Genomic DNA, 24,990 nt, shown 5'->3' on the forward strand with positions numbered 1-24,990 from the left:
TCGTCGCGTTCGATCAATGAACACTAGCAGCGGTCGCTCGGAGTAAGGAGCTGGCGTTGAGATATGGTTTGCGTTTTTCAGTATTGTTGTCACCAGCGTTCCATTTGCCCGCTTAGGAGTTAAACTTGCTCGCTAGCTAATGGTGTAGGCGCTTTAGTGATTCGTGAGTGAAAATTCCCTTTGGTCAGAGTAGAGAGTGTAAATGATTAATTACCCGACGATTGACCCGGTGGCGATCTCCTTAGGGCCGCTACAAGTTCATTGGTATGGCCTGATGTATGTCGTAGGTTTTGTCGCAGCATGGTGGCTGGGTTGCCGTCGGGCATCGCGGATTGGCCTCAATAATGACGATATTGGCGATTTGCTCTTCTACTGTGCCATTGGCGTGGTCGCCGGTGGGCGCCTAGGTTATGCGCTATTCTACGGGCTAGGGCAGTGGACCGCCGATCCACTCTGGATATTCCGCGTATGGGATGGCGGCATGAGCTTTCACGGCGGTCTACTCGGTGTGTTGCTGGCCGCCTGGATATTTGCACGGCGTAAACAGCTGGCATTTCTAACACTCACCGATTTTATCGCCCCGTTAGTGCCGATTGGCTTAGGAGCCGGGCGCATCGGTAACTTTATTAATCATGAGCTACCGGGCCGCGTGACCTCGCTGCCTTGGGGCATGCCGTTCCCCGGTATGGGGCCTGAACCACGCCACCCATCAGCGCTCTATGAGGCGTTGTTAGAAGGTGTCGTGTTGTTCGCCATTCTCTGGTGGGTCTCCGCCAAGCCCACATCGCGCGGCTTTTTATCCGGGCTGTTCTTAGTCTGTTACGGCGTATTCCGCTTTATGGTCGAGTTCGTCCGCATGCCTGATGCACATATAGGTTTTATTGCTTTTGGTTGGGTCACGATGGGGATGCTGCTCACTCTTCCCATGATCGCGCTGGGCCTTATCATCATCGCCTGGTCGCGCTCTAAGCCGGTGGACGTGAGGTCATAAAGCACGTCAGCATCCAGCATTCAACCAGCGTGATAAAAAGAGGGGCAATCTTCGCATTGCCCCTCTTCACCTCACCCCCTAGAATAAAACGCTACACCGCCTGTTAATTTGGAAATTCTGTGACTGCACCAACGCCCGCGCTCGAGCAACCCTATTTAGATTTGATGCAAACCGTTCTGGAGCATGGCATCGATCGCCATGACCGCACAGGTGTGGGCACTCGCTCCGTGTTTGGCCACCAAATGCGCTTTGACCTCTCTCGTGGCTTTCCGCTGCTGACGACCAAAAAGCTGCACCTGCGCTCGATCATTCATGAGCTCTTATGGTTTCTCAAAGGCGACACCAACATCGCCTATCTAAAAGAGAACGGCGTGCGGATTTGGGACGATTGGGCAGATGAAAACGGTGATCTAGGCCCCGTTTATGGCTATCAGTGGCGTAGTTGGCCTGATCCTAAAGGCGGCAGCGTTGACCAAATTGCCAAGGTGCTGAACCAAATTCGTACCTCGCCGCAGTCGCGCCGCCTGATCGTGTCTGCCTGGAATCCGGCTCAGGTCGATGAAATGCAGTTGCCGCCGTGCCACTGCCTGTTTCAGTTTTACGTTGCCAATGGAAAGCTGTCGTGCCAGCTCTATCAGCGCAGTGCCGATATCTTCCTCGGCGTGCCGTTCAATATTGCCAGTTACGCACTACTGCTGACCATGGTGGCACAGGTGACGGGGCTGCAGCCGGGTGAGTTTATCCACACCCTCGGCGATGCGCACTTATACAGTAACCATTTAGAGCAGGCCAAAGAGCAGCTCACGCGTACGCCCAACGCTGCGCCAACGCTCGTGCTCAACCCAGACGTTGATGACCTGTTCGCGTTCCGCTTTGAAGACATTCAGATCGAAGGATACGAAGCGCACCCACACATCAAAGCCGAGGTCGCGGTATGAGTCACGCAAGCGATAGCTTCGATTCCCTGGTGCCAGTAGCAATGATCGTGGCCATGGCAAAAAACCGAGTGATTGGTGTCGAGGGCAAGCTACCCTGGTACCTGCCGGAAGATCTCAAGTTCTTCAAACGTATTACCCAGGCCAAGCCCTTGGTCATGGGCCGGAAAACCTATGCCTCTATTGGCAAGCCGCTGCCGAATCGGCTGAACGTCGTCGTTACTCGAAATCCCGAGTTCAGCGAGGAAGGCGTGCGCGTTTGCCACGACCTGCCGGCAGCATTGGCGCTAGCTGACCAACACGCCACCATAGAAGCGGCGGAAGAAATTATGGTCATGGGGGGCGGAGAAATTTACCGCCAGGCATTACCCTTCGCTCAGCGGCTTTACATAACGGAAGTCGATGTAGAGGTAGAGGGCGACGCCACGTTTCCTGACTTCGAACCCAGCGAGTGGCAAGAAGTACAGCGCGTAGCGGGGCAGCCAGCAGAAGGGCAGCCAAACTACGATTTTGTGGTCTACGAGCGCATCGCCGACTGAAAAGGTCAAAGGAGAAGGTTATGGCCGCCAGCTTAATGAATATTTTAGATGACTTAGAAGCGCGTCTTGAACGCACACAAGCTGAGCTGCAAGCCCTGCGCGAAGAAAACCAGCGGCTAAAGCAGCAGTTGGCGCTGCAAAATGCTCCAGAGCCAAGCGAGCCAGGCCAGGAGAGGGCGGCCACCGCTGAATCCCACAGCGAAGGTGCTCCTGAACCAATGGTCACTAAGAGCGAAGCGTCTGACCAGGCAATCTCTGAACCAGCAGCGTCCGCTCCACAAGCTGTACCAGAGCATAACGAACAAGATGGGCCTGCCGAAATAGCACAAACAGTTCAAACAGCTGAATCCGCCCCAACACCTTCGCCGCATACACTGCTCAATCAATGGTATGAACGCTATCCGAACGCGTTCTTTAAGGGCCATACCAAACCGCTCAAAGTAGGTATTCACCAAGACCTGGCGGAGCGCGAAGAGTGGCCCAATAAGCTTATTCGGCGTGCACTGGCCAACTACGTAAACCTTCCCCGCTATATAAAAGCAGTGCGCACGGGAGCTGAGCGGGTAGATTTAGACGGCCAGCCTGCCGGTAAGGTTGATAAAGAGGCAGCGCAGCATGCATCAGAAAAACGCGGCGAAAAGAAAGAGAGCGAATCGCCTAAAAAAGCGCAAACCAAACCGAAGGCTGTGGCCACAAAGCCGCGTGAAGTGTTGGTAGAGCAGGCCGAGAGGGAAAAAAGCGAATCGCATAAGCCGCTTAGCCTAGAAGACAAATTGCTCGGCTTGCAGCAGAAATTCAAAGGCCGCTGAGACCAAGCCGAAAGGCTAGGGTTCCATAAAAAAGCATAAATAGTAAGAAAACACTGTTTTTTTCTATTGCGTTCCCTGGAATCCCGGTATAGAGTTTGTCCTGCGAGCATTGGACTATAACAAGGCTTAGTTGAGGACATGCCGCATACCTCCGGAAAAACGGAGGATGGGAAAAGAGCATGGCCCGCAAGCCATCTGCCGTCTCATCAAGAGCCGAGCAGCAACGATCGAAACAGTATACGAGTTAAGGAACTTACATCATGAAAAAAACACTTTTAGCGACTGCTATCGTTGGCGCCCTGGGCGCCTCAGCTGCAGCCCAAGCTGCAACTGTTTATGACCAAGACGGCACCAAGCTGGACGTCTATGGCCGTATCGCTATGGGTATCGCCGGTGGCGGCCCTGAGTATAATAGCGACGGTAATCGTATTAATACCGATGCTGACTTTGTTGATGTTTATTCTCGCCTTGGTCTACGCATGAGCCACGAAGTTTCTCGCGACTTGACTGCTTTCGGTCGTTTAGAGTGGCGTTTCGACGGTGATGAGCGTACCGGTCCTAGCGGCAACGGCAACACCGGCTTTAAAGAAGTTCGTCAGAGCTACCTCGGTCTGCAAAGCGACCAGTTCGGTACTTTCCAGGGTGGTAACTTTGACTCCTTCTACAACCAGTTCGTTTCTCTGCCGTTCTATGTTTACATCGACCGTGGTTTAGAATTCGCTGGTCACCCGAAACAGTCACGTGGTGACTCGATCGGTTACTACACGCCTGACCTGAGCGGTTTCACCGTCTTCTTGCAGGGCAAGCACTATAGCGACCGTGGTGTTGAAGCGGCACCCGGTGTAACTGAAGAGCCAGGTCAAGGTACTGAAGTAGCTGCACAAGGTGGTGTTCGTTACGCGCAAGGCCCCGTTACTCTTGGTCTAGGTTTTGTAGACGACATTGAAGAAGGCGGCGGCAACGACGAAGTGCTGTACGGCTTGATCGGTTCATACGACTTTACCGACCAGTTCTCTATGCGTCTTGGTTACGAGACTCGTGATGAAAATGCCGATTATACACCGAGCGCTACTGGCGAAAACGGTTATGATAAAGTAGGTCTGGGTGGCACCTTCACCACTGGCCCTTGGGCGTTTACTGCTGATTACTACAATGTAGACAGTGATAGTGACGAGACCCGCCACGCATGGGCCGCAGGCTCTTACTACAAAGTATCCAGCAACTTTGACGTGTTCGTTGAAGTCGCCGATGGCGATTCAAGCTTCAGCAGCGATGAATCCAGCGTTGACGACAATATCGATGCACTTAAAGAAGACGTTTACTGGCTGACTGGCGCACGTTACCACTTCTAAGCTTGGTTTAAATACCATACTTAAAGGGTAAACTGCCTAGCAGAACCAATAGAACCGGCCTCTTTAGAGGTCGGTTTTTTTATGTGTAAATTAGAGCGCAGCTCGCCTATTAATTGCCTGGGGTGCGGTACTGTTTCCATAAGTATATAACTTTTCAGTTACTTAAAATTTACAAAAAAGCCAACCATTTTTCTGTGCTTGGCTTTTTGTGATGTCAATGATCTTGTTTTAAATACCAGTAATACTTGTATAACAGGGATAATAGATATCCATACGCGCGTGCAAGCGTCTAGTAAATATGATGGGATAGTTCGTTTACGTAAAAGGAGATCAGAAGAATGGAAACTATTTTAAAAGAATTCTACGAACAACAGCCGAGTGCTAGCGTTCCTAAGGAGTGCATAACGTTTGGTACCTCCGGCCACCGTGGCCGCTCCAACGAGCGTACATTTAATGCCGCACATATTTATGCAATCACCCAGGCAGTGGTCGATTATCGTATTGATGCGGGCTATCAGGGACCGCTGTTCCTGGGTTTCGATACCCACGCGCTTTCTCGCCCCGCCTGGGAGTGCGCGCTGCAGGTGCTGGCCGCCAACAGGGTGTCGGTGTTTGTTGAGAAAGATCAGGGCTACACCGCAACACCGCTGATCAGTCAGGCGATTTTGCATCATAATCACCCACAGGATCAGACGGTGCCGGCGCTCGCGGATGGCCTAATCATCACGCCTTCGCATAACCCGCCGGAAGATGGTGGCATTAAGTACAACCCACACCACGGCGGCCCAGCGGATACTGACGCCACCGGCTGGATTGAGCTGCGTGCGAATGCTTACCTTCTGCGTCAGCTAGAAGATGTGCCCACCGTGCCGGTTGATGAGGCGATCGCCCATGCCCAGGAGTACGATTTCACCGCTCATTATGTGGCTCAATTAGGCGCGGTGGTGGATATAGCCGCAATTCAGAAGGCAAACCTAGCGCTTGGTGTCGACCCGATGGGGGGCACAGCATTGCCAGTCTGGCAGGCGATAGCGGCGCACTACCATCTCAATCTTGAAGTAGCGAATACTACGATTGATGCTGATTTTGCGTTTATGCCGCCGGATCACGACGGCAAAATTCGTATGGATTGCTCAAGCTCTGCAGCAATGGCCAATTTGCTCAAGATTAAAGGCCGCTTCGATATAGCGTTTGGTAACGACCCGGATGCTGACCGACATGGAATTGTTGACGCTAATGGCTTGATGAACCCTAATCACTTTTTAGCCGTGTGTATCGATTACCTGATCACTCATCGCCCAGAGTGGGCCGCTAGCTTGAAGATTGGCAAGACGCTGGTGTCGTCTTCGATGATCGATCGTGTAGTGGCTTCCCACCAGCGCGAGCTTTATGAAGTGCCGGTAGGCTTTAAGTGGTTTGTGGATGGTTTGCACGAAGGCTGGCTGGCCTTTGGCGGCGAAGAGAGCGCAGGCGCCAGCTTGCTGACCCGTGAAGGCAGAGCGTGGTCTACCGATAAAGACGGCATTGTACTCTGTTTGTTGGCAGCGGAAATCATGTCGGTTACTGGCAAAACGCCCAGCGAGTATTACCGCACGCTCACCGAGCGCTTTGGCGAGCCTTTCTATAAACGCGTGGATACTCCCTGTTCCCCAGAAGAGAAGGCTGCGTTTAAAAACCTGACTGCAGAAAGCGTAACGGAGAAGCAGCTTGCTGGCGATCCGATTACTGCGGTGCTAGTCAACGCACCCGGCAACGGCGCTGCTATTGGCGGTATTAAAGTCACCACCGAAAACGGTTGGTTTGCCGCTCGCCCCAGCGGCACGGAATCACTTTACAAGGTATATGCCGAAAGCTTCAAAGGAGAGCAGCATCTGGACGAGCTAGTCGAAAATGCCTCCGCACTACTAGCAGGTGTGTTGCAGTAGCTAATGTGAAACCAGTTTTATTACCCATGAAATAGAGGGCTCCACAATTAAATTAATTTTAAAAGTGGCTTATAGTTGATACGTATCAACGTATGCGCGGGTCGGGATTTTGTTAAGTTGGTGGTTGAATTGGATTGAGCGATACTGCTCCACTTACCACCGCAAATGGGTATAAATGCTGCCGTTATTTTATAATTTAAGGCTATCCAGTGCCTCTGGCTAACCCACTGAAACTAACACTCACCTCTCGCTCATTAAAAAGCCGGCTTCTGCTGGGGCTCGCGCTTACTTGGTTTTTGGTGGTATCACTGGTGCTCGGCATGTCGTGGCAGTTGGGTAAAACCATGGTGCATGAGGCCAATATGTCTCATCTGCGTTATGAAGCTACGCTGCTTGCCGACGAAGTGACCCAGCAGATTGAACAACGTTTTCAGGCATTAGAACGCTTAAGCGACATGATTGGTGCCACCGATGATGCGAGTTGGATCAGCTACCAGCTGCGTCAGAATGATGGTCTGTTGGCTTGGTTTGAGGGAATTGTGGTTGCTAATCGTGAAGGAGAGGTCGTGGCTGACTGGCCAGCTATTGTGGGCCGAGTAGGACTCCACACGGCCGAGCTTGAATACTTCCGTATGCTGCGCGGTACTCTTCGGCCTTACGTTAGCGAGCCATTTCAAGGGCGAGCTAGTGGTATGCCTATGGTGTTAGTCAGTGTCCCACGCCTTACTGAACAGGGTGAGTTCGATGGTTTCGTGGGCGGCATTCTTAGCCTGGATTCAGGCGGTATGTTCGGTCGCTTGGCCAAGGTTCGCTTGGGCGAGAGTGGCTACGCGGCTGTTGCTACTGCATCCGGGAAAATTTTGTATCACCCTAATAGCAGCTTGATTACTGCCAGCGTACCTGACAGGGAATTTAATCCTGGACTGGATCTTGCTTTGGATGGCTGGGAAGGTGATGTTGTTGACGAATTATTAGATGGCCAAACAGCGCTACAGTCTTATGCTCAAGTGTGGCCTGCCGGTTGGGTCGTTGGCTTCTATTTGCCGATTGAGCAAGCGCAATTGCCGCTGGCTAATTTCATCCAGAAACTTTGGTGGCTATGGCTGTCGCTAGCAGTATTGATGTTGCCCCTGTTGTGGTGGATGTTAGGTCGCGAGCTTTCGCCGCTTAAGCACCTGGAAAAGCAGATCGGCGAGGTAGGGCTAGGCCACCGAGAACACGTCAGCCTGGCCACTAATATGCAGGAGTTGCAGCAAGTCGCATCCACCTTTAACCGGGTGGAAGAGGAACGACAACTGCTGCTCGGCAATCTTCAGGAGCGTGAGGCCTTTCTTGACTCAGTGCTCAATGCCGCACCGCAGGGCATGTTTGTCGCCAATATTAAAGGTGACATCACTTACATGAATCCAGCATTGCTGGAGATGCTGAATATTTCTCCTGACCTGGCTATGGAGTCATGGCTCACTCAAATTCACGTTGACGATATCACCGGTACCAAGGATATGTGGGTCCATAGCCTACGTACCGGCAGTGACTTTGTGCGTCAGTTACGCTTTTTACGCAGCGATCAAGAGCTGCTGTGGCTGGATATTCATGCTCGCGTGGTTATGCTTTCCCAAGATGGCCATACCCTTGGTTTGGTGGGAGTTGTAAAAGATATAACTGAGCGCCGGGAGCAGGAAGCTATTCAGCGTTGGGAGGCGGAGCATGACCCGCTAACAGGTTTGCTGAATCGTCGAGGTTTTGAGCGCCGCCTTGAAGAAGCCTTTGCCGATTTTCAAAAAACCAGCACGCCTTCGGCCCTGTTGCTGTTCGATTTAGATCATTTTAAGCCTATCAACGATGAAGGCGGGCATGCTCTGGGCGATGAAATGCTGCGTCGTATTGCTCAGGTGGTCGCCTGGGAAGTACGTCGTAGCGACCATGTCGCGCGTCAGGGCGGTGACGAGTTTGGCGTACTGCTACCTAGTTGTACCCTTTCTCGGGCGAAGACGGTGGCGGAATCTTTGCGGCAAGCAGTGGGGGAGATATCCGTGACTCACCAAGGGAAAGAGTACATGGTGACGCTCAGTATTGGCGTCACCACCTTTGATGAAGTTGACGCCAGTGTAAGCAGCGTTTTAGAGAGAGCCGATGCCGGGAGTTACAAGGCTAAAGATCAGGGCCGAGATGGGGTGGTCGTCAATATGCCCCAAAGTCATGATGATGAAGTCACGGAGCTTTTCGATCAGTTTGAATAGTTATGCCCGTGACGTGCTTGCCAGTCGACAAAACTTGCCAAACAGTAGAATATAAGTAAGTACTGAACTTATTCTAAAAGCCAGTTTTTAAAATCAAGGCTGATCGAGATACTGTTGTGAACCTAATTGAACTGTTTGCTCGCACGCTGGATATCACGCTGCCTGTTTTTGCAATGGTGTTTATAGGCCTGGGTCTTAAGCGATTGAAATGGATCGACAGTGCTTTCGTCTCAACTGCCTCAGCCTTAGTTTTTAAAGCGACGCTGCCCACCCTGATTTTTCTTAGCTTGATAAAAGCCGACCTAAGCGTTGCGCTAGATGTTTCGCTGATGGTGTTTTTTGCAGTGGCGACTCTGGGGCAGTTTCTGCTGAGCTGGGTATGGGCGCATTACCGTGTCGCGCGTGAAGATCGGGGTATATACGTGCAAGGTGCTTTTCGTGGCAATTGCGGTGTAGTGGGGCTAGCACTGGCAGCGGGTATGTACGGTAACTACGGCCTTTCAGCAGGTAGCCTGCTATTAGGCGTGGTTATTGTGTTGTACAACGCGCTTTCGGTGGTGGTGCTGGCGTTCTATCAGCCTGGGCAGTCCACTGACTGGCGCAGTTTGCTAAAGCATGTTGTTACTAACCCGCTGATTATTTCAGTCTTTGCCGCATTGCCATTTACAGCGCTCTCTATCCCTCTGCCCAGTTGGTTGATTACTTCAGGGGATTACTTTGCTTCCTTAACCCTGCCGTTGGCGCTGATTTGTATCGGCGCTACGCTCTCTGTATCAAGCATGCGTGACAGTAGTCAGGTGGCGCTAAGCGCTAGCTGGATGAAAATGGTGATATTGCCCATTGTTTCAACGGCAGCCGCTTGGCTAGTGGGCTTTTCTGGAGCACAGCTGGGTTTGCTGTTCCTGTTTTTTGCCAGCCCTTCGGCCGCGGCAAGCTTTGTGATGGTAAAAGCGATCGGTGGGAATGTAGCATTAGCGGCCAATATCATCGCCATTACCACACTGATGGCGAGCATTACCGTCACGCTGGGCGTGTTTGCCCTGCGTTTGCTTGGTTGGATTTAGCAATTAGGTTGAAGCGGGCCAACTCGGTTGGCCCTGCCTAACCGGACGCGTTATACTACGCGCCCTCAAGTTTGTACTCCGCTTAAGTCCCTGTAGCTCAGTAGGATAGAGCAGCCGCCTCCTAAGCGGCAGGTCGCAGGTTCGACTCCTGCCAGGGACGCCATATCACTTCTTCTAGTCTCCCCACTTAACCCCATAAAACCAGCAACCATGCCGTGTTAAGCTTTTTTCTTGCCCATAGCCACTCCACGTTAACCCCTCTTACACCATGCTTTTATGTATGCGAGGGTGTATGCTGCTAGGTAATAACTTTCTTCGCATACATCGAGGCGGACATGAAACGTTCCGATATACGCAGCAAACCGATGGCCGAAAGGGTGGTAGCTGCACTGGAGCCTGAAGATAAGGCGTACCGTGTTAGTGATGGCGCTGGCCTGTATCTGTATGTCAGAGCGGATGCAACTAAAAGCTGGGAACTGCGCTATCGCAAGCCTGATGGTAAGTACAGTTGGCTGGGGCTGGGTAGCTATCCCGACGTTAAGCCCAAAGAAGCCCGTCAGCGCGCTACTGATACTAAGGAGCTAATAGCCAAGGGAACTACGCCGCGCCAGCATAAGAAGGCTCAGGAGCAGCAAGCTCAAACTGCCAGCCGTGAAACAGTGGCTGCACTTATGGATGAGTGGCACGGCATGAAGGCCAAGAGCGTTGATGCAAACTCTTTGCGCAAGGTGTGGCTCTCTATACAACGCCACTTGATTCCTGCCATGGGGCATGAGCCCATCTCTCGCATACAGCCCGCATACATTCTTGAGTTCTTCCGCAAGTTGGAAGCGTTGGGGATTCACGCTACTAGTGCCAAAATCAGGCGCGCTCTAGCCGAGGCGTTTGATATGGCGGCTTTTGCTGGGCGGGTATCTTCCAACCCTGTACGAGGTGTTGAACGTTTCATCGAATCAGGGAAGGGGAGTAACTACGCTCACGTCACGCAGCAAGAAGTGCCTGCACTCATGCGTGCTATTGACCAGTATCCACGCAGCCCCCAAGTCAGAGTTGTTATGCTCCTGCTGGCGCTGAATGGCTGTCGGCCTGGAGAGTTGCGACAAGCAGCATGGTCAGAGTTTGATCTTGAAAACGGGCTATGGGATCTGCCAGCAGAGCGGACTAAGAAGCGGCGAGCTATTTTAATGCCTCTAGCTCCTCAAAGCGTGGCATTACTCAGAGATCAGTATCAGCGTAGTGGTTCATTCAGTCTGGTCTTCCCCAATCGCAACGATCCACGTAAACCCATGAGCAATATGGCCGTGAGTAAGGCGCTGGAGCATATCGGTTATGCCGGTCGCCAAACCGGGCATGGTTTTCGCCATATTCTTTCCACTGCATTGAATGAACGTGGCTATAACGCTGATCACATAGAGGCGCAGTTAGCTCATGTAACAGGCAATATTCGTAGCACCTATAACAAGGCCCTATATTTGGAACCGCGGCGAGCCATGGTGCAAACGTGGGCAGATGAAATATATGGGATGATTGGTGCTGCAAATAACATTCTTTCAATTCAGAAGGAGGCGTAATTAATATGGATGACAACCTTACTGCTATTACCAATGATTTGAATTCTGTGATTGATAGATTAACAGAATATATGAATAGCGATGAAACAACATCTCAAGTTGGCCATCCCCGAGAGTGCTTTGTAGAAGATGCGGCAAGAGTTATATTGATGTATGCCGAGTCGAAAACATCCCACGATGCTTCTGAGTTATTTGAATGTATTGAAGCAGCTCATAGTATGAGAATTGATATGTTAACCCTTTACTCGGGCCAATACCCAGATGGCTCAAGGCTTTGCGAGAGATTGCCCGAGGGTGCCTCTCCTTCTTTAATTGGGTTAATGAGTGCATTAAGAGCAATTTATGACTGGGGAGAGGGGATGTATTGGCCTTTAGAAAGGGCTCATATGCAAGTTTTGTATAAAGTGATTTCTGCTTGGTCTGATAAAGAAGGTCAATTTATTGGTGAAAATGAAGGGCTTCAACTAACACCTAAACGGAATATAGATAGAAAAATAACTGATCGTACTAAGGCTGCATGGGATGCTGTAAATCTTCATCTGGCTGATCCTAAAAAATATCCTGTTGACGAAAATTTGTTCGAAATTTCCGGTAAGCCGTATGGGATGTCTTCATCAGTAGTAAAAAGATTTTATTATTCGAAAGAGTTTAAAGAGTGTCGTGAAATATATTCTAAAGTTAGCGGCCATATGCTCCTTGATGAAAGTGAAGCTGAAAGAATTTTAAAGAATGCTTTTGATGACTTGAATCTTTCACAAGATTCTTTTGAAAATATTGATTCTAAGGTTTTAAATAACCTTGGTCTATTAGAGTATGCGGCTGATATTAAAGAGGAAATGGTCGCTATAGCTTCTGACCCTATCTTGGATGATGAGAGAAGAAAAAAGAAGCTATCAGAACTTTTTGATAGGCATGGTGTGTCTTTAGATGAGTTCATGAATGAAACAAGCAAGGCTTTAGGTGAGCTCGGTTTAACTTTAGATGAAATAAGGCAGCCTTTCGTTGAGCAATTAAGTATTACACCTGAGGATTTTGAAAAATCCTTGCGAGAACTTTATGACTCTGATCCAGAATTTCGGGAGATTTTGAAAAGACAATCTTAAAAATTGTCAAAAAACGACGAAAATTGACAATTACTTCTATAAGACCTCCTTTCACCATTAGCCATGTCCCATAAGCAACCATGAGTGCTAATGATATGGCTATTCTTCTCAAACGTCCTGAAGTACGCAAACGTACCACGCTAAGCGATAGCTCGCTTTATCGACTGATTGAAAACGGTGAATTCCCTCGCCCAATTCAGCTTAACCCAAATGGTCGCGCCGTAGCGTGGTTAGAAAATGAGGTTGAAACTTGGATTGAGCAGCGCATTGAGGCTAGCCGCCTGCAAGAAGGAGTTGCCTGATGCAAACTAATCGCGAAAAAGCCAAAGGCAAAATCCCGCTCGACAACTTTGACCCTCAGTTTGTTCAGATAGATAAGCGGCAGGCATGCGCCATCCTGGGGATGCCTTCCACTTCTTTTGATCGTGCCCGTAAAGAGGACGCTCGTTTTCCCAAGCCTATTCAACAAGGCACCAGCAAGAACGCGCCGCTAAGGTTTGTTTTGGCTGAAATCTACGAGTATTCCGCGCGTCTTATTGCTGATTACCGCAATGATGGGGAGGTGGCTTAAATGTCTGCTACCAATGTCCTCCCTCTGCAGTACGAAGGTCAAGCTTATAGCTTTAACTCTGCTGGCTGGATCAATGCTACTGAGGCAGCAAAACGCTTTGGTAAAGAGCCTGCGCAGTGGCTACGGCTACCCGAGACTAAGGCTTACTTGCTTGGTCTTGAGCGTAGATATGGGAAAATCACATATGTAAAAACAAGTCGTGCACGAATGGATCGTGGCGGTGGTACTTGGTTGCATCCGAAGCTAGCCGTACCGTTCGCCCGTTGGCTATCAATTGACTTTGAAATCTGGTGTGACGAGCAGATTGATCGATTAATTCATGGCGGCGCTGAAGACTGGAAGCAGCTACGCGACTCAGCCGCTATCGGATACCGCGGCATGTGCGATGCTCTTCAGCTCACCCGCGAAGCCCAAGGTAAGCCAGCCGCCCGCCATCACTTCATCAATGAAGCTCGGTTGATCAACATCGCTGTCTTTGGCCAAGCCAAGGGCGTAGATCGTGACAGCCTAAGCCCTGCCGAGCTTCGCCTGCTGGCGCTTATCGAGCAGCGCGACACCTTCCTATTAGGACGCGGCCTAAATTATCAGCAGCGCAAGCAAGAGCTGACACGCTACGCACAGGAGCAGCTACTACCCAAGCTGCAAGGCGGTGCTGCGTGACTATCAATGCTACTGACTCCGCTAGCCAACGCGTACGCATTCTGGCCCGTTTAAAGCGTGGTCCGGTTACCACCCTTGAGCTAATACTAGACGAGAACATCCTTCGCCCCGGCGCCCGTATCTGTGAGCTGCGTGAGAAAGGCCACGATATACGAACCCACCTCCAGGATGTGATTGACCCATGGGGCCGCAAGCATAGTCGTGTAGCGCTCTACTACCTGCCTACTGGTGCCAATAGTACTAAGGGTGGTGTTTGATGTTGACCATTCTAATGCCTAACCGCTATGCTGATCTTGCTGGCGCAAAATCGTCAGCCAGGTTTGGCGACCTGTATTATACGCGGCGCACAGGCGCCCTCCGATACCGAATAGGCGCTTTTTTTGCGTCCATACGGTATGTTATGGACGGGCTGTGTGGGGAGACCTTCGTGTCTGCCGGTTTCCGTGTATGCCGGTTCGCCAACCCTGCTCAGTCCGTCCTCCAATCTGTTTGGCGACAGTGGTTGACGGCTCCATCTTCAATACGCGGAGTCAGACCCATGGCTAAGTCACGCCTATTCCTTACCCTAATCCCTTCTAAACGTGCTGCTGCCCATCGAGCAATGGCTAAAGCTGCCTTGTTTGCTAATGCCAGCGCCAGCGCCCGTCTTAAGCGTTACAACCACCATATTGAGAAAGCTTGCCGCCTGGAAGCCGCTGTTGTTGGCCAGGAGGTGCGGTCATGAGCTCCCTTCGCATAAACGACCACTACGACAACTTACAGCTTACCTGTGAGCACCTGGAGCATTTGGAAGCTCTTTCCTTTGCTATCTCCACACTCCTCGAAGGCAGTACAGATGGCTCACGAACCGGTCATCCAGATCATGCCAGAAGTCTGGCCAGACTAGCCGGAGCTGTAGCGATGAACGCTAGGTTGGATTTTGAGGATCAAGCTGAGGTGCTGGACGCCCAGCTTAGCCAGGAGGGCGTGCAATGAGCATGGAGCATTTCAAACTATCTCCTGAGGCTCCCCACGGCGTTCTGATTGACGACATTGATGCAGCGCTCGAAAAGGCCAAAGACGCCGTGAAGATGGTAGAGATCGCTCTCTGCGAAGCCGCCAATGGGGAAGGAACAGACTTCAATCCAGGCATATTGGCTGGTGTTTTGTGGAACGTTGAGACTCAGCTTCATATTGTCACCGAGCTAGCTAAGCACGCCTACAAAACCTCTGAGGCGAAAGGGGGTAAGCAGCCATGACTCCTACCGATCAAAACTACCTTGCTCGCGCTGCGTTAAGCGGTGATGCGCGGCACATGACCCGGTGCGCAACCATTCTTGATGGCGTGGCCGAGCTTCTAATAGATCCGACCATCGACGGCATACGCCGCGAAGCGCTAATTGAAACCTTGCGCCTAACCGCTGAAGTATTGGATGAACGCGCCGCTTGGTTGAGTGAGGAGGGGCTATGTACAACACAATAAAAACGCCCAACCGAAGCCAGGCGGAGTACGAAAGCATTATCGAGATGCCGAGCCACTTTAGCATAGAGGCGGCCGCCGAGCAGGCTGCACGCGAGTTGTATGGCGCCTCCCGCTACACCGGCAAAGGACAATGGCGGCGATTCACACCAGAAGGCGCCAGCAGTCAGAGTGGTTATATTGGCCTGTTGGGCGATTCTACGGCTGTAGTCGGTGATTGGCGCGAGACTCAGCGCCTTGTTGTGCTAGTCGATAGTGACGATGATGACATTACTCGCTCAGAGAAGCGCCAACAGGCGCGCATGGAGGCTCAGCGCCAGCGTGACAAATGGGAAGCTGAGCGCCTTGCCAAACAGGCCGAGACAGCTAGACAGGCCCACCAATGGTGGGCGTCCGCCAAACCTGCCGATCCTTTGCACCCATATCTAGTTAAAAAGCAGCTTCGACCCTATGGGTTGCGCCAGCGCGGGAACGCTCTGCTGGTCCCACTGTTTGTGGACGGTGAACTGATTAACCTTGAGCGCATCTTTCCGGATGGAGCTAAGCGCCCACTGCCGGGTGGCCGTGTGAAGGGTGCCGCTAGTCTGGTTGGGCGTATTGCTGGCGCAGAAAGGGTACTAGTGGCTGAAGGCTGGGCAACGGGTGCTGCGCTCTATGCGTCTACTGGCTGCCCTGTAGTGATTGCGCGTAATGCCGCCAACCTAGAGCCGGTTGCTCGACGCTTGCGCCAGCGATTACCCGAAGACGTGACGCTCACGATAGCAGCGGATGATGATCGTTTCACCGAGGGTAATCCCGGCATGAACAAAGCGCGTATAGCCTCGCTGGCTATCGGGGGCAAACTGCTCACGCCTACCTTTTGCGGCCGCTGCGAGTTATGCACCGACTTTGCCGACGTGGCCCTATGCCGCAAGGGGGCCGCATGAGCTGGAACCACACTGATAATCATGAGCTGTTTGATACCTCACTAGAAGAAGATCAAAGCCGCCTGACTACAAAAGCGGCGGGAACAGTGGGAACAGCGGGAACAGGAGGTTATAAAAAACCTAAAAACAGTAGCTTAGGAAATGATACCGGCGTTCCCACTAGCGAGAACAGTGCGGGAACGCCGGGAACAGACAGCCAAGACGCTATTGATCAGAGCAAGCAGGAGTCAGTGAGCGCGAAGGAGTTAGCATCGCTTGATGTCGAGGCTCCTTTAGGCAAAGAAGCGTCACCTGGAGAGAGCGAACCATTAGACGGCAGTATTAAGCGTCCTAGCTTCACAAGCCATGCTGATTGGTTTTATATCGGGTCGAAACGCCTACCCCCGGGGCTGTGGTGGCACGGTATTCGGCATGGTCAGGACGGCGCGGCCAACGATGACATATACATTGCTGGACCTATTGAAGTAATCGCCATTAGCCGCGATGAGCATGGTGGTAACTTTGGTCGGCAGGTTCGTTTCATGAACACGGAGGGTAAATGGTGTCGTCGCGTTTTGCCTATGCGCCTGCTTAGCGAAGGTGGGGCGGAGCTGAGGCGTGAGCTGCTGGATATGGGGCATACCCACAGCCTCAAGCATCGCAATCGGCTTGCTGACTACATCATGGAAAGCCAGCCTGAGGCACGATTGGTGGCGGCTACTACGACTGGCTGGCACGACAACTCGCGTGCTTTTGTTCTGCCTGAGCGCACCATTGGCAATCAGGACTACTGCTTTAGCGCTGATTCTTCACGATCCAGCTACTTCGATGCCCGCGGCACCCCTGAAGGCTGGAAGCAGCACGTTGCTGGGCGAGCAATGAATAACCCTATCTTGATGTTGGGTATATGCGTTGCGCTTGCAGGTCCTCTTATTTGGCCCGCCAAGCAGCAGCCGTCCGGTGGGCTGGGTTTCAACTTGCGCGGAGGCTCCAGCAAGGGCAAGACCACCTGCTTGCAAATGGCGAGTAGCGTCTGGGGAAGCCCTCAATTTATGCGCCAGTGGTCTGGCACCGGCAATGGTATCGAGGCCCTGGCAGCGTCTCAGAACGATACCTGCATGGTGCTGGATGAGATCAGCCAGGCAAGCCCGTATGAAGCAGGCAACATGGTTTATCTGGTGGCTAACGGCGTGGGCAAGCAGCGGGCGGCTAGAACCGGTGGTATTCGTGAGGCTCAGCGCTGGCGCCTGATGCTGCTTTCGAGTGGCGAGCGTAGTCTGGCCTCCCATATGAGCGAAGCTGGCAAGAAGGCCAAGGCCGGGCAAGATGCCCGCTTGCTGGATATACCCGCCACCAGTCGCCGCTATGGCGCGTTCGACGATACCCAAGGCATGACCCCTAGTGATTTTGCTAACGCTATCAAGACGGCAACGGCGGAGCATTACGGGCATGCAGGCAGTGCCTTTATCCAGCACTTGATAAAGCAATCTGACTTACCTGCCCTCTACCGCGACACCATGGAAGATCCCGCCTTTACCGGTGCGAAGGATGGCGTTTCCAGCCGTGCAGCCGGTGCCTTTGGACTACTTGCCATGGCGGGAGAGTTGGCGACAGATGCAGGGTTAACAGGATGGGCGCCAGGCTCGTCTATCGAGGCTATTGGTACGTGCTTCCAGTTATGGCAATCCGAAAGGGGGAGCCTGCCACCAGAAGAGCAAGCCATTATGGATGGCATCGCGAACTTCATTCAGCGCCACGGTGATAGCCGGTTTAGCGAGATGGGCGCACCAAGTGGCGAGAACAAGCCCGGAGTCAGGGACCGCGCTGGCTATTGGGCAGACATGGCAGAAGGGCGAGTCTTTTACTTCCATCGATCAGCACTGGAAGAAGCGGCCAGCGGATATGACCCCAAAATGATAGCCAGCGTATTGGATAAGGTTGGTTGGCTCTATGAAAAGGAGTCGGGAAGGTTCGCACTTAACAAGCGCACACCTAACGGACTTCAACGCCTTTATGCCGTCTTGCCAAAGGAGGGCGACCAATGAGTTATCGCGATCTTCTACGGCAACGACGCTTAGCGGCGAGTGTTCCCGCTGTTCCCGCAGATGAGCAAGCTGTGGGAACAGAAAAAAACCTTGAAGAACAAAGGGGTTCCCACCGTTCCCACTGTTCCCGCGCCAATACTAGTGACGCGGTGAAACAAGAGACGGTGCAAGAGGAATCAACACAGGCCACTGCCCACGACATAAACACCATCATTGGCAATCTGTATGCCGTTGGTAGGCCGCTGGAGCCTATCGAAACTGAGGTGCGTGAGGTGATGGCGATCCTCACCTGGCAATCGGCTGCTGAACTGGCGGTGGTGTTGGATGACGCCTTTGAAGTAGCGCCCGATACCTACACAGCCCTTAAGCAATGCCGTCGCTTGTTGAAAGATCCCAAGGCGCTATCAGCCGCTAAAGCGGTTTGGCCTAACCTACCTCATGCGCCAGCCTTAGAAGCGCCTGTAAGCGCCCCTGTCGTTGAGCATGCGCCACGCTGGTTGCGGCTTGTCCGTGAGCACTGCGCCGTACTGCCGGAGGATGAGCGACTGATCAGCAATGTGGCAAACAGCCGGACACCTCAGCAAGCCCTACAGATCGCCCAGCAGTATATCACCACGTGGCAACACGCTGCCGAACAGGAGCCTGTCAGCCATAAGAGGGATAACGCGGGCCGCCGTGCTGCCAACCGGGAGCTAGCAGGAGGTCGTTATGCTGGATAACGCCATTCAGGAAGCCACGCGTCTAGCATCCAGCCTGCGCTCAATCGATCAAAGCGCCAGCCACAGCGCTGAGGCGGTACGAAATACGCTGCAATCATCGCCTGATGACGACGCCTTGCTGGCCTGCGCTGCAACTCTGGAAGCGATAAACGATGCACTCCCTGCTGGAACGCTGGCAGGGCTTATACGCATTCGCCTGGCTCGCTTGCAGGGAATAGTGAACGTGCTGATTGATACTGACACCCCACCGCCAGCGGCATAGGAGAACACTATGATTAACCACGACACGATTAAACAAGCCGCTGAAAGAGGCACTGGTCTGGATCACCTCACACCCGGGCAAGCATGGGCAGCGCATGAGGCCAGCGTTAAGCCCAAGCACCTGCGCCAGCCGATGCGGCACTCCATGATATTGCTACTGGCGAGCGTGGAGCAGAAAGCAAGGCAGGCATTCTTTAGTGGCGTAGAGCACGGTGACACGGATGAAATGATTTATCGTGCTTATGACGATCGGCACCCTATGTTCCTGCGTGGGCCTATCCTCGAAACGCTACAGGAAGGCATGGAGACATTCTTTCCCGATCTCAAAGCAACGGCAGTGGATGATGACGGCAACGCGGTATACCGCCTGGACAACCTCGCCAAGGCACTAGGGGCGAGCGAGGAAGAGCTGCTGGCGCTGGCTAAAGAGAAGGGCATGGAGGGTCGGCTTCAAACCAAGCCGATTCATATCCTGCACTGACCCACCGGTGGAGAACGATCATGAGCAAGAATCCTCGTCTATTCACACAGCCGGTGCGGCTAATCGTCAGCGTAGAGCAGGAGACGGTGAAGCGGATCGACGATTTGATGGAAAGGCACCAGCACCACCAGCACCGAAACCGAGCCGAGTTTGTGCGCCAGGCTATCGAGCGAGAGCTGGCGCGGTGTAAACATTGATGATTTTTACAGTCCCTAAAAAGGGGCGTTGATGATTTCAGGGGGCCTTAAAGAGGCTCCCTTTTATTAGGTGACGTGATGGACGAGCAAGCAGAGCTAAGAAGGCGCTATAAAGCGTGGAGCAAGGCGCAAAGAGAAGGCAGACGGCCAGAAATCGACCCGGCTTTTCAAGACCTGCGCTGCGGGGCAAAGACGCGAGCGGGCACGCCCTGTAAACGTCGTGATTTATGGGATAGCGGGCGGTGCAAGCTTCATGGCGGAATGTCCACTGGCCCCCAGTCAGGGCAAAGGGCAAAGAAGCCAGTGCCTGAGCTGCCAGAAGAGCCTTACGATCCTGCTAAAGATCCCCAGATGAGAGAGGTCATGAATAGGCACCTAAAAAGGGTAGGAATTAAGATAGGCTGATCTAAACCCCATGAAGGGCTGATAAATGTAGAGGTTGAGAGAGTGTTTACTGATGAGCAGGAGAAGATTTTCTTCCTGTCATTACGCGCGATAAAAATAGGTTTTCGGAGCAGTAACGTGCGCAAGGGCGATCAATCCCCGAAGCAGAAAACAGCTGTAGCAAGAGACTCTGGCTATAGGTTGGGACTGTTTAGTGTCGGGCGGTATGTGGTGTCATGTGGGGCGGCTATGGTAAGTTTAAGACAAAGTATTACTTGAATCATGTTTTTTGTGCAATTCAAACAGAGACGAAAAAGGCGAAGCGGGGAGGGAAGCTTCATCTGCACCATCGCTAACGAAAAGTCGGCAAAATAAGCGGCGCATAATTAGTAGGGAGACAGCAATGGGGAGCTGGAAGTTTATAGCGGCCTTGGTGGCAGGTATTTTTATTATTGGGTGGCTGGCCGATGATCCAGATGCAGGTGAGGATGGAGGTGCATCTTCGGCCTCAGCTAGCGCTGAGAGCGCTCCTAAGTCGGAAGCTACTGTAGATGAGGTGGAAGAGGAAGATCCCTTAGAGGAGGAGCCCAAGCAGCCTGTGGCTCGTGCACCGCTTCGTTCGTGGCAGGTTACCGAACGGACTTCCGCGATCGACGATAGTAGGAACGTGTGGCTAACCGTCCGATCTAGAGAGCGCATTTCGCACTGGCTCGGCAAGCCAAGTAGACACGCGACTCTCACATTGCGCTGTATGGAAAATACGACCTCTTTGATACTGAATATGAATGATAACCATATGGCTGATATTCAGAGCTATGGCGATGTGACTTTTAGGCTCGACTCTGAACAGGCTTTTACGCGAAGCTTAAGAGAATCAACCGACAACCAGATGCTCGGCCTATGGTCTGGCGGGTTATCAATTCCTGTAATAAAGCGAATGTTTGACCATGATCAAATTACCGTTAGAGCGACGCCATATAACCAGGGCCCAATAACAGTGACTTTTCCTGCGCATAGTTTGCGGGAGCAAATTGAACCGCTACGCGAAGCCTGTCACTGGTGATAGCTTTTACGTGGCTGAGGACGCCTAGGGCGGGGTAGAAATGGGAGCGAAGATGCAGGAACAGATAAGAATCGAGAGCCCAGAAGATCTTTATAGCCGTTCTAAATTCCAAGAGGAAGTCGATTTTTCCTCTCAAAGTGGTCGTAAGCTGAAGCTTATATTGCAGGCCTATCAGTTCCCTGAAGATAAGCAAATAGCCTGCGGTATTAGCTCTTGCCGGACACAGCATGGAAGAGGTTTTTTGGTTCTTACCAGTGATGGCTTGGAAACAAATATAGGGAATAGGTGTGGCAAGAAACACCTAGGCGCTGACTTTGACTATGAGCGGAATCGCTTTAAAGCAGAGCAGCGCAGGATCAAAAACCGCTTAGCTATATCTGAATTTAGGGAAGATATTACACAGAGTCGCGCCCTACTAGACTCGGTGATTGAGCGCGCAAAGCCTATCCAGAAAAGAAAAAAACAGCTTATGCGTGAATATCCATCCTCTTGGTCAGAAGCAAAAAAACTATCAAAGCGGCGAGTGAATTATATCGATAACGAGGAAAGGCTAAAGCTTGAAGATGCCCGCGCCCTGCATAAGGAGCTAAATGTTCAGTTGGGTTTTTCAAAATGGCTGAATCGTGAAAAGCCTACCGTTTCCGATCTAAAGATACGCTTAGAAGGTCTATCTGCGATCAACTATGACTTCCATGAAGAGCTTGTTGTGGGCCTTCAGATGCCCCTAGGCGACCTCATGGCTTTAACGGATGCTGCTATTAATGATATGAGCGACGCATCGCTTGATAAGTGGCGCAAGCATATACAGCAAGTATCAGTAAGGATTTCTAAAGCAGAAGATATGATTATTGAGATGGGGAAGCTTACCGCCCCTGCCAATGTCCTCAAGTTTCAATACCTCCCAGGTCGGTACGCACCTGATGATGAGCACCTAAACCGCCACCTTGGGCCAGGCGCTAGAATCAAGCTCTGGTAGCTTAGCCCAGCATAGAAAGTAATCTTTGCGGCAGGGGTCATCGCTGGCGAACGGATAGAATTCCCCATCATAGGCTATGACTACATGGTACCCATCACAAGGGTTGAGTAGCAGATAGTCATCGCCGTCATCGCTAGGCGCTTCGGTCATTGGTCGCCACTCTAATTTAAAATCAAGCATGCTCTACGCCGTTAACATGAATTTAGTTCATGTTAGTGCTTAGTCCATCCTATTTCCAAGTGTTTTCTGACACCCACCCGCGAGGCGTTTATTTTATTCCAGGAGAGCAAAATGAAAGTGCTTGTGACATATCATGAAGCCGCTGAACTACTAAGCGTTTCGCACTAGACTGTCAGGCAGATGGTGCACGAAGGAAGGATTAACGCGACCGGTGAAGGAAAAGGCCGGCGCGTGACAATGGGTAGCATTCTATATATTGGGAAGCTTGACAGCGCAGCTCTTGAAGCAGATGGCCGCGCCGCGATGAGCTTACAGAATCAGGAGAGAGGTGTGCGTCACCACATAAAAGGGCAGTTCTAGCTGTCCAGGCCTCCAGAGAACAGCAATTCAAGCGAGTAAAGAGTTAGATGAATTACTGGGAAACTGGGAAAGAGATACACCTAAGCTGCGAAAAGATTAATTTATAAGACTACTGCTGGTAGCGAAAAGACACGGTTGGATACCTCTGGCCGCCAGTCACCAGATGCCGTGTTGCGTTCATTAGCTGGCGCACTACATGTTGACAAATGTTGGCATCGAAACCGCTACTTTAGCGTACCTATCACAGCATCTATGTGGGCGGTTCTTTGATTATTTATCAACGTTTTTCAATTAGCAGGGTTCTCGGCCTAGCACCCAGGCAACAAAACGCAACAGCTGGCGCAAGGCATAGCCCCATGCATTGAAGCAATAACCATGATGGTCTGTTGTTGGGAGTTATTGGGGCGCCAATTTGGCGTTCTGGGCTGCAGCCGTCTCATCAATGCTGGTTTCCGCGTAATGGTTTCCACATAGGTTTCCATCAGATCGCCAGTATCCACCTGCTAGTATCCATAGCGGTATCCACCAGATGTCCAGTTAACACCCCGGTTAACACGAAGGGTGAACAGCCAGCACTGTTAACTAGATGTAGGTACGGATTTCGTTACGAGCGAAAAGTACGAATCGGTACGCAGTTTGGTACGCACGATCGGTGCGCAGCTAGAAGTGTGCCCAGACGCATGACGACGTGTTTAGGCTAAATATGTGGCTCGTCATTTGACTTGTTTTGCAGGTGGATTCAACATATTGTTGAACGTAATTTCAGTTATTTTTTTACATCACCTCTTTAATCTTATGTTTTTTGGTATTTTTTGTTCATTTTTTTGAGATAAAATTTTAAGGGATTTGAGATAATGAGTGACCCTGCTTCATTTCATCATCATGACCTAGTGCTCCTAAATCCATCCTTCGACTCACCTCTTGTCGATGTACTGACTGAGCTTGAGTACCTTAGGAGGCTTCAGCTTGGCGGGAGTACGCCAGCACCTACATTTTTTCAGCTTAAAAATATTTTCCATATACTGGAAAGCTTAGGATCGGCAAGAATTGAAGGTAACCACACTACACTGGCTGATTATGTAGAAAGCACTTTAGAGGGCACACAGCGCTCAAGTGATCACTTGAGCGAGATAGCTAACATCGAAAGAGCTATGTCATACATTGAGGAAAAGTTGGAGCCCAATGATCCCATATCAGAACATTTTATAAGAGAGTTACATCAACTTGCAGTAGATGGCCTTGAACGAGAAGGCGATGAAACTCCTGGTGCTTACAGAACAGGCCAAGTCAGAATAGCAAAGTCTAGCCATCTTCCTCCAGAGCCATTTCGGGTCGGAGAGTACATGCAAGAGCTAGTTAACTTTATAAATAATAGCGATCAGCAAAAATACGATCTCATGAAAGTAGCTTTAGCCCATCATCGATTTGGGTGGGTACATCCATTCACAAATGGAAATGGGAGAGTAGTTCGCTTATTAACTTATGCATTGATGATCAAGTACGGCTTTAACGTTTCGATGGGCAAGACGGTCACAGGTCGTGTGCTCAACCCGACGGCTGTTTTTTGCAATGATCGAGAACGCTATTATGAAATGTTATCGCTTGCTGATTCAGGCTCCCCAGAAGCACTGCATGACTGGTGTGTATACGTTTTGCAAGGGGTTCTAGATGAGTTGAAGAAGCTGGATAAACTTTCAGATTATACGTTTTTGAAAGAGAATATTTTGTGGCCAGCGCTAGAGCATGCCCGAGAAAGAGAGCTGATAACGGCACAAGAGAAAGATATTCTAAATTTGGCTATTGAAAGACAAGTTGTTAAAGCAATCGACCTTGCTTCTGTGATGAAGGGCTCAAAACCCCCTCAAAGAACATACCAAGTACGGAAGCTTGTTGAAGCTGGAATGCTTAGGCCTATAGCTGAAGGGGCTCGGCAATATACGATTGGTTTTGATAATAGCTATCTAGTTAGAGGTGTCATAAAAGCCCTGTCTGATAATGGATTTATTCCACCTCAAGTTGAAGGGCTCTAAAGGGTAATAGATGCCCCTGAGCCAAGTGTCTTGTAGTAACTGGCTTTGCTTTTACCTCAACCCTGATGGCTGCAAGGAAAACCTGCTTCTAAATTAGTATGTCGCTGCTCTTAAAGCCGAAATCCCGGCCTTTAATCAGCGCCAGCACCATGGCATGAAAAGGTTTTCCG

Annotated in this window: 28 protein-coding genes and 1 tRNA gene; all 29 read left to right on the forward strand. The window is 51.3% G+C overall.

Annotated elements, in window-relative coordinates; all coding sequences use genetic code 11:
* Positions 1-202: 202 nt before the first annotated feature.
* The 29 genes from lgt (at position 203) to HUO07_RS06210 (ending at position 24,820) form a co-directional block, all read left to right on the forward strand.
* Positions 203-991, forward strand: a complete 789-nt coding sequence (lgt, locus tag HUO07_RS06075) for a prolipoprotein diacylglyceryl transferase (protein ID WP_176302813.1) — start codon at positions 203-205, stop codon at positions 989-991.
* Between the two features lie 164 nt (positions 992-1,155).
* Entirely contained in the window at positions 1,156-1,929 is a 774-nt protein-coding gene (locus HUO07_RS06080) for a thymidylate synthase (RefSeq protein ID WP_217908805.1), read from the forward strand.
* Entirely contained in the window at positions 1,926-2,465 is a 540-nt protein-coding gene (locus tag HUO07_RS06085; protein ID WP_176302815.1) for a dihydrofolate reductase, read from the forward strand. Before HUO07_RS06080 ends, HUO07_RS06085 begins: the two co-directional genes overlap by 4 nt.
* Before the next feature lie 20 nt (positions 2,466-2,485).
* Positions 2,486-3,274, forward strand: a complete 789-nt coding sequence (locus HUO07_RS06090) for a ProQ/FINO family protein (protein WP_176302816.1) — start codon at positions 2,486-2,488, stop codon at positions 3,272-3,274.
* Between the two features lie 260 nt (positions 3,275-3,534).
* Positions 3,535-4,626: a porin gene (locus HUO07_RS06095; protein WP_176302817.1), complete on the forward strand. Its 1,092-nt coding sequence runs from the start codon at positions 3,535-3,537 to the stop codon at positions 4,624-4,626.
* A gap of 338 nt (positions 4,627-4,964) precedes the next feature.
* Complete coding sequence (gene pgm / locus HUO07_RS06100; RefSeq protein WP_176302818.1) at positions 4,965-6,551, forward strand: phosphoglucomutase (alpha-D-glucose-1,6-bisphosphate-dependent); 1,587 nt, start codon at positions 4,965-4,967, stop codon at positions 6,549-6,551.
* A gap of 320 nt (positions 6,552-6,871) precedes the next feature.
* Entirely contained in the window at positions 6,872-8,791 is a 1,920-nt protein-coding gene (locus tag HUO07_RS06105) for a sensor domain-containing diguanylate cyclase (protein WP_246286504.1), read from the forward strand.
* A 116-nt stretch (positions 8,792-8,907) separates the two neighbouring features.
* The gene (locus HUO07_RS06110) at positions 8,908-9,855 is read left to right on the forward strand and encodes an AEC family transporter (protein ID WP_176302819.1); all 948 of its coding nucleotides are present in this window, start codon (positions 8,908-8,910) and stop codon (positions 9,853-9,855) included.
* A gap of 86 nt (positions 9,856-9,941) precedes the next feature.
* A tRNA-Arg gene (locus tag HUO07_RS06115) sits at positions 9,942-10,018 on the forward strand.
* A 172-nt stretch (positions 10,019-10,190) separates the two neighbouring features.
* The gene (locus HUO07_RS06120) at positions 10,191-11,426 is read left to right on the forward strand and encodes a tyrosine-type recombinase/integrase (protein ID WP_176302820.1); all 1,236 of its coding nucleotides are present in this window, start codon (positions 10,191-10,193) and stop codon (positions 11,424-11,426) included.
* A 5-nt stretch (positions 11,427-11,431) separates the two neighbouring features.
* Positions 11,432-12,529 (forward strand): hypothetical protein, encoded by a 1,098-nt coding sequence (locus HUO07_RS06125; RefSeq protein WP_176302821.1) that lies wholly within the window; start codon positions 11,432-11,434, stop codon positions 12,527-12,529.
* Between the two features lie 95 nt (positions 12,530-12,624).
* On the forward strand, positions 12,625-12,831 hold the full coding sequence (locus tag HUO07_RS06130; protein WP_176302822.1) for a helix-turn-helix transcriptional regulator: 207 nt from the start codon (positions 12,625-12,627) through the stop codon (positions 12,829-12,831).
* Positions 12,831-13,100, forward strand: a complete 270-nt coding sequence (locus tag HUO07_RS06135; RefSeq protein WP_176302823.1) for a hypothetical protein — start codon at positions 12,831-12,833, stop codon at positions 13,098-13,100. Before HUO07_RS06130 ends, HUO07_RS06135 begins: the two co-directional genes overlap by 1 nt.
* Complete coding sequence (locus HUO07_RS06140) at positions 13,101-13,760, forward strand: KilA-N domain-containing protein (protein WP_176302824.1); 660 nt, start codon at positions 13,101-13,103, stop codon at positions 13,758-13,760.
* Positions 13,757-14,017, forward strand: coding sequence for a helix-turn-helix domain-containing protein (locus tag HUO07_RS06145; protein ID WP_176302825.1), 261 nt, complete (start codon positions 13,757-13,759; stop codon positions 14,015-14,017). Before HUO07_RS06140 ends, HUO07_RS06145 begins: the two co-directional genes overlap by 4 nt.
* 281 nt (positions 14,018-14,298) lie before the next feature.
* On the forward strand, positions 14,299-14,484 hold the full coding sequence (locus tag HUO07_RS06150) for a hypothetical protein (protein WP_176302826.1): 186 nt from the start codon (positions 14,299-14,301) through the stop codon (positions 14,482-14,484).
* Positions 14,481-14,735, forward strand: coding sequence for a hypothetical protein (locus HUO07_RS06155; RefSeq protein WP_176302827.1), 255 nt, complete (start codon positions 14,481-14,483; stop codon positions 14,733-14,735). Before HUO07_RS06150 ends, HUO07_RS06155 begins: the two co-directional genes overlap by 4 nt.
* On the forward strand, positions 14,732-14,998 hold the full coding sequence (locus HUO07_RS06160) for a hypothetical protein (RefSeq protein WP_176302828.1): 267 nt from the start codon (positions 14,732-14,734) through the stop codon (positions 14,996-14,998). The genes HUO07_RS06155 and HUO07_RS06160 overlap by 4 nt, the downstream gene beginning before the upstream one ends.
* Entirely contained in the window at positions 14,995-15,222 is a 228-nt protein-coding gene (locus HUO07_RS21680) for a hypothetical protein (protein WP_246286486.1), read from the forward strand. The genes HUO07_RS06160 and HUO07_RS21680 overlap by 4 nt, the downstream gene beginning before the upstream one ends.
* Positions 15,207-16,145, forward strand: coding sequence for a toprim domain-containing protein (locus HUO07_RS06170; protein ID WP_176302830.1), 939 nt, complete (start codon positions 15,207-15,209; stop codon positions 16,143-16,145). Before HUO07_RS21680 ends, HUO07_RS06170 begins: the two co-directional genes overlap by 16 nt.
* The gene (locus HUO07_RS06175; protein ID WP_176302831.1) at positions 16,142-18,169 is read left to right on the forward strand and encodes a DUF927 domain-containing protein; all 2,028 of its coding nucleotides are present in this window, start codon (positions 16,142-16,144) and stop codon (positions 18,167-18,169) included. Before HUO07_RS06170 ends, HUO07_RS06175 begins: the two co-directional genes overlap by 4 nt.
* The gene (locus HUO07_RS06180) at positions 18,166-18,888 is read left to right on the forward strand and encodes a hypothetical protein (RefSeq protein ID WP_176302832.1); all 723 of its coding nucleotides are present in this window, start codon (positions 18,166-18,168) and stop codon (positions 18,886-18,888) included. Before HUO07_RS06175 ends, HUO07_RS06180 begins: the two co-directional genes overlap by 4 nt.
* Complete coding sequence (locus HUO07_RS06185; RefSeq protein ID WP_176302833.1) at positions 18,878-19,150, forward strand: hypothetical protein; 273 nt, start codon at positions 18,878-18,880, stop codon at positions 19,148-19,150. The genes HUO07_RS06180 and HUO07_RS06185 overlap by 11 nt, the downstream gene beginning before the upstream one ends.
* A 9-nt stretch (positions 19,151-19,159) precedes the next feature.
* Positions 19,160-19,630 (forward strand): hypothetical protein, encoded by a 471-nt coding sequence (locus HUO07_RS06190; protein WP_176302834.1) that lies wholly within the window; start codon positions 19,160-19,162, stop codon positions 19,628-19,630.
* A gap of 20 nt (positions 19,631-19,650) precedes the next feature.
* Entirely contained in the window at positions 19,651-19,827 is a 177-nt protein-coding gene (locus tag HUO07_RS06195; RefSeq protein ID WP_176302835.1) for a ribbon-helix-helix domain-containing protein, read from the forward strand.
* 78 nt (positions 19,828-19,905) lie between these two features.
* Complete coding sequence (locus tag HUO07_RS22185) at positions 19,906-20,232, forward strand: HGGxSTG domain-containing protein (protein ID WP_422822682.1); 327 nt, start codon at positions 19,906-19,908, stop codon at positions 20,230-20,232.
* 382 nt (positions 20,233-20,614) lie between these two features.
* The gene (locus HUO07_RS06200) at positions 20,615-21,274 is read left to right on the forward strand and encodes a type VI secretion system-associated protein TagO (RefSeq protein ID WP_176302836.1); all 660 of its coding nucleotides are present in this window, start codon (positions 20,615-20,617) and stop codon (positions 21,272-21,274) included.
* 52 nt (positions 21,275-21,326) lie between these two features.
* Positions 21,327-22,250: a hypothetical protein gene (locus HUO07_RS06205; RefSeq protein WP_176302837.1), complete on the forward strand. Its 924-nt coding sequence runs from the start codon at positions 21,327-21,329 to the stop codon at positions 22,248-22,250.
* Between the two features lie 1,394 nt (positions 22,251-23,644).
* A complete protein-coding gene (locus HUO07_RS06210) occupies positions 23,645-24,820 on the forward strand; it encodes a Fic family protein (RefSeq protein WP_176302838.1) in 1,176 nt (391 codons plus the stop codon).
* Positions 24,821-24,990 lie beyond the last annotated feature (170 nt).

This window comes from Vreelandella maris (genome assembly GCF_013371085.1).
Lineage (GTDB): Bacteria > Pseudomonadota > Gammaproteobacteria > Pseudomonadales > Halomonadaceae > Vreelandella > Vreelandella maris.

Coding starts and splice junctions, on each gene's coding strand:
- lgt (WP_176302813.1), top strand. CDS start 203: ATGATTAATTACCCGACGATTGACCCGGTGGCGATCTCCTTAGGGCCG.
- HUO07_RS06080 (WP_217908805.1), top strand. CDS start 1,156: ATGCAAACCGTTCTGGAGCATGGCATCGATCGCCATGACCGCACAGGT.
- HUO07_RS06085 (WP_176302815.1), top strand. CDS start 1,926: ATGAGTCACGCAAGCGATAGCTTCGATTCCCTGGTGCCAGTAGCAATG.
- HUO07_RS06090 (WP_176302816.1), top strand. CDS start 2,486: ATGGCCGCCAGCTTAATGAATATTTTAGATGACTTAGAAGCGCGTCTT.
- HUO07_RS06095 (WP_176302817.1), top strand. CDS start 3,535: ATGAAAAAAACACTTTTAGCGACTGCTATCGTTGGCGCCCTGGGCGCC.
- pgm (WP_176302818.1), top strand. CDS start 4,965: ATGGAAACTATTTTAAAAGAATTCTACGAACAACAGCCGAGTGCTAGC.
- HUO07_RS06105 (WP_246286504.1), top strand. CDS start 6,872: ATGTCGTGGCAGTTGGGTAAAACCATGGTGCATGAGGCCAATATGTCT.
- HUO07_RS06120 (WP_176302820.1), top strand. CDS start 10,191: ATGAAACGTTCCGATATACGCAGCAAACCGATGGCCGAAAGGGTGGTA.
- HUO07_RS06125 (WP_176302821.1), top strand. CDS start 11,432: ATGGATGACAACCTTACTGCTATTACCAATGATTTGAATTCTGTGATT.
- HUO07_RS06130 (WP_176302822.1), top strand. CDS start 12,625: ATGGCTATTCTTCTCAAACGTCCTGAAGTACGCAAACGTACCACGCTA.
- HUO07_RS06135 (WP_176302823.1), top strand. CDS start 12,831: ATGCAAACTAATCGCGAAAAAGCCAAAGGCAAAATCCCGCTCGACAAC.
- HUO07_RS06140 (WP_176302824.1), top strand. CDS start 13,101: ATGTCTGCTACCAATGTCCTCCCTCTGCAGTACGAAGGTCAAGCTTAT.
- HUO07_RS06150 (WP_176302826.1), top strand. CDS start 14,299: ATGGCTAAGTCACGCCTATTCCTTACCCTAATCCCTTCTAAACGTGCT.
- HUO07_RS06155 (WP_176302827.1), top strand. CDS start 14,481: ATGAGCTCCCTTCGCATAAACGACCACTACGACAACTTACAGCTTACC.
- HUO07_RS06160 (WP_176302828.1), top strand. CDS start 14,732: ATGAGCATGGAGCATTTCAAACTATCTCCTGAGGCTCCCCACGGCGTT.
- HUO07_RS21680 (WP_246286486.1), top strand. CDS start 14,995: ATGACTCCTACCGATCAAAACTACCTTGCTCGCGCTGCGTTAAGCGGT.
- HUO07_RS06170 (WP_176302830.1), top strand. CDS start 15,207: ATGTACAACACAATAAAAACGCCCAACCGAAGCCAGGCGGAGTACGAA.
- HUO07_RS06175 (WP_176302831.1), top strand. CDS start 16,142: ATGAGCTGGAACCACACTGATAATCATGAGCTGTTTGATACCTCACTA.
- HUO07_RS06180 (WP_176302832.1), top strand. CDS start 18,166: ATGAGTTATCGCGATCTTCTACGGCAACGACGCTTAGCGGCGAGTGTT.
- HUO07_RS06185 (WP_176302833.1), top strand. CDS start 18,878: ATGCTGGATAACGCCATTCAGGAAGCCACGCGTCTAGCATCCAGCCTG.
- HUO07_RS06190 (WP_176302834.1), top strand. CDS start 19,160: ATGATTAACCACGACACGATTAAACAAGCCGCTGAAAGAGGCACTGGT.
- HUO07_RS06195 (WP_176302835.1), top strand. CDS start 19,651: ATGAGCAAGAATCCTCGTCTATTCACACAGCCGGTGCGGCTAATCGTC.
- HUO07_RS22185 (WP_422822682.1), top strand. CDS start 19,906: ATGGACGAGCAAGCAGAGCTAAGAAGGCGCTATAAAGCGTGGAGCAAG.
- HUO07_RS06200 (WP_176302836.1), top strand. CDS start 20,615: ATGGGGAGCTGGAAGTTTATAGCGGCCTTGGTGGCAGGTATTTTTATT.
- HUO07_RS06205 (WP_176302837.1), top strand. CDS start 21,327: ATGCAGGAACAGATAAGAATCGAGAGCCCAGAAGATCTTTATAGCCGT.
- HUO07_RS06210 (WP_176302838.1), top strand. CDS start 23,645: ATGAGTGACCCTGCTTCATTTCATCATCATGACCTAGTGCTCCTAAAT.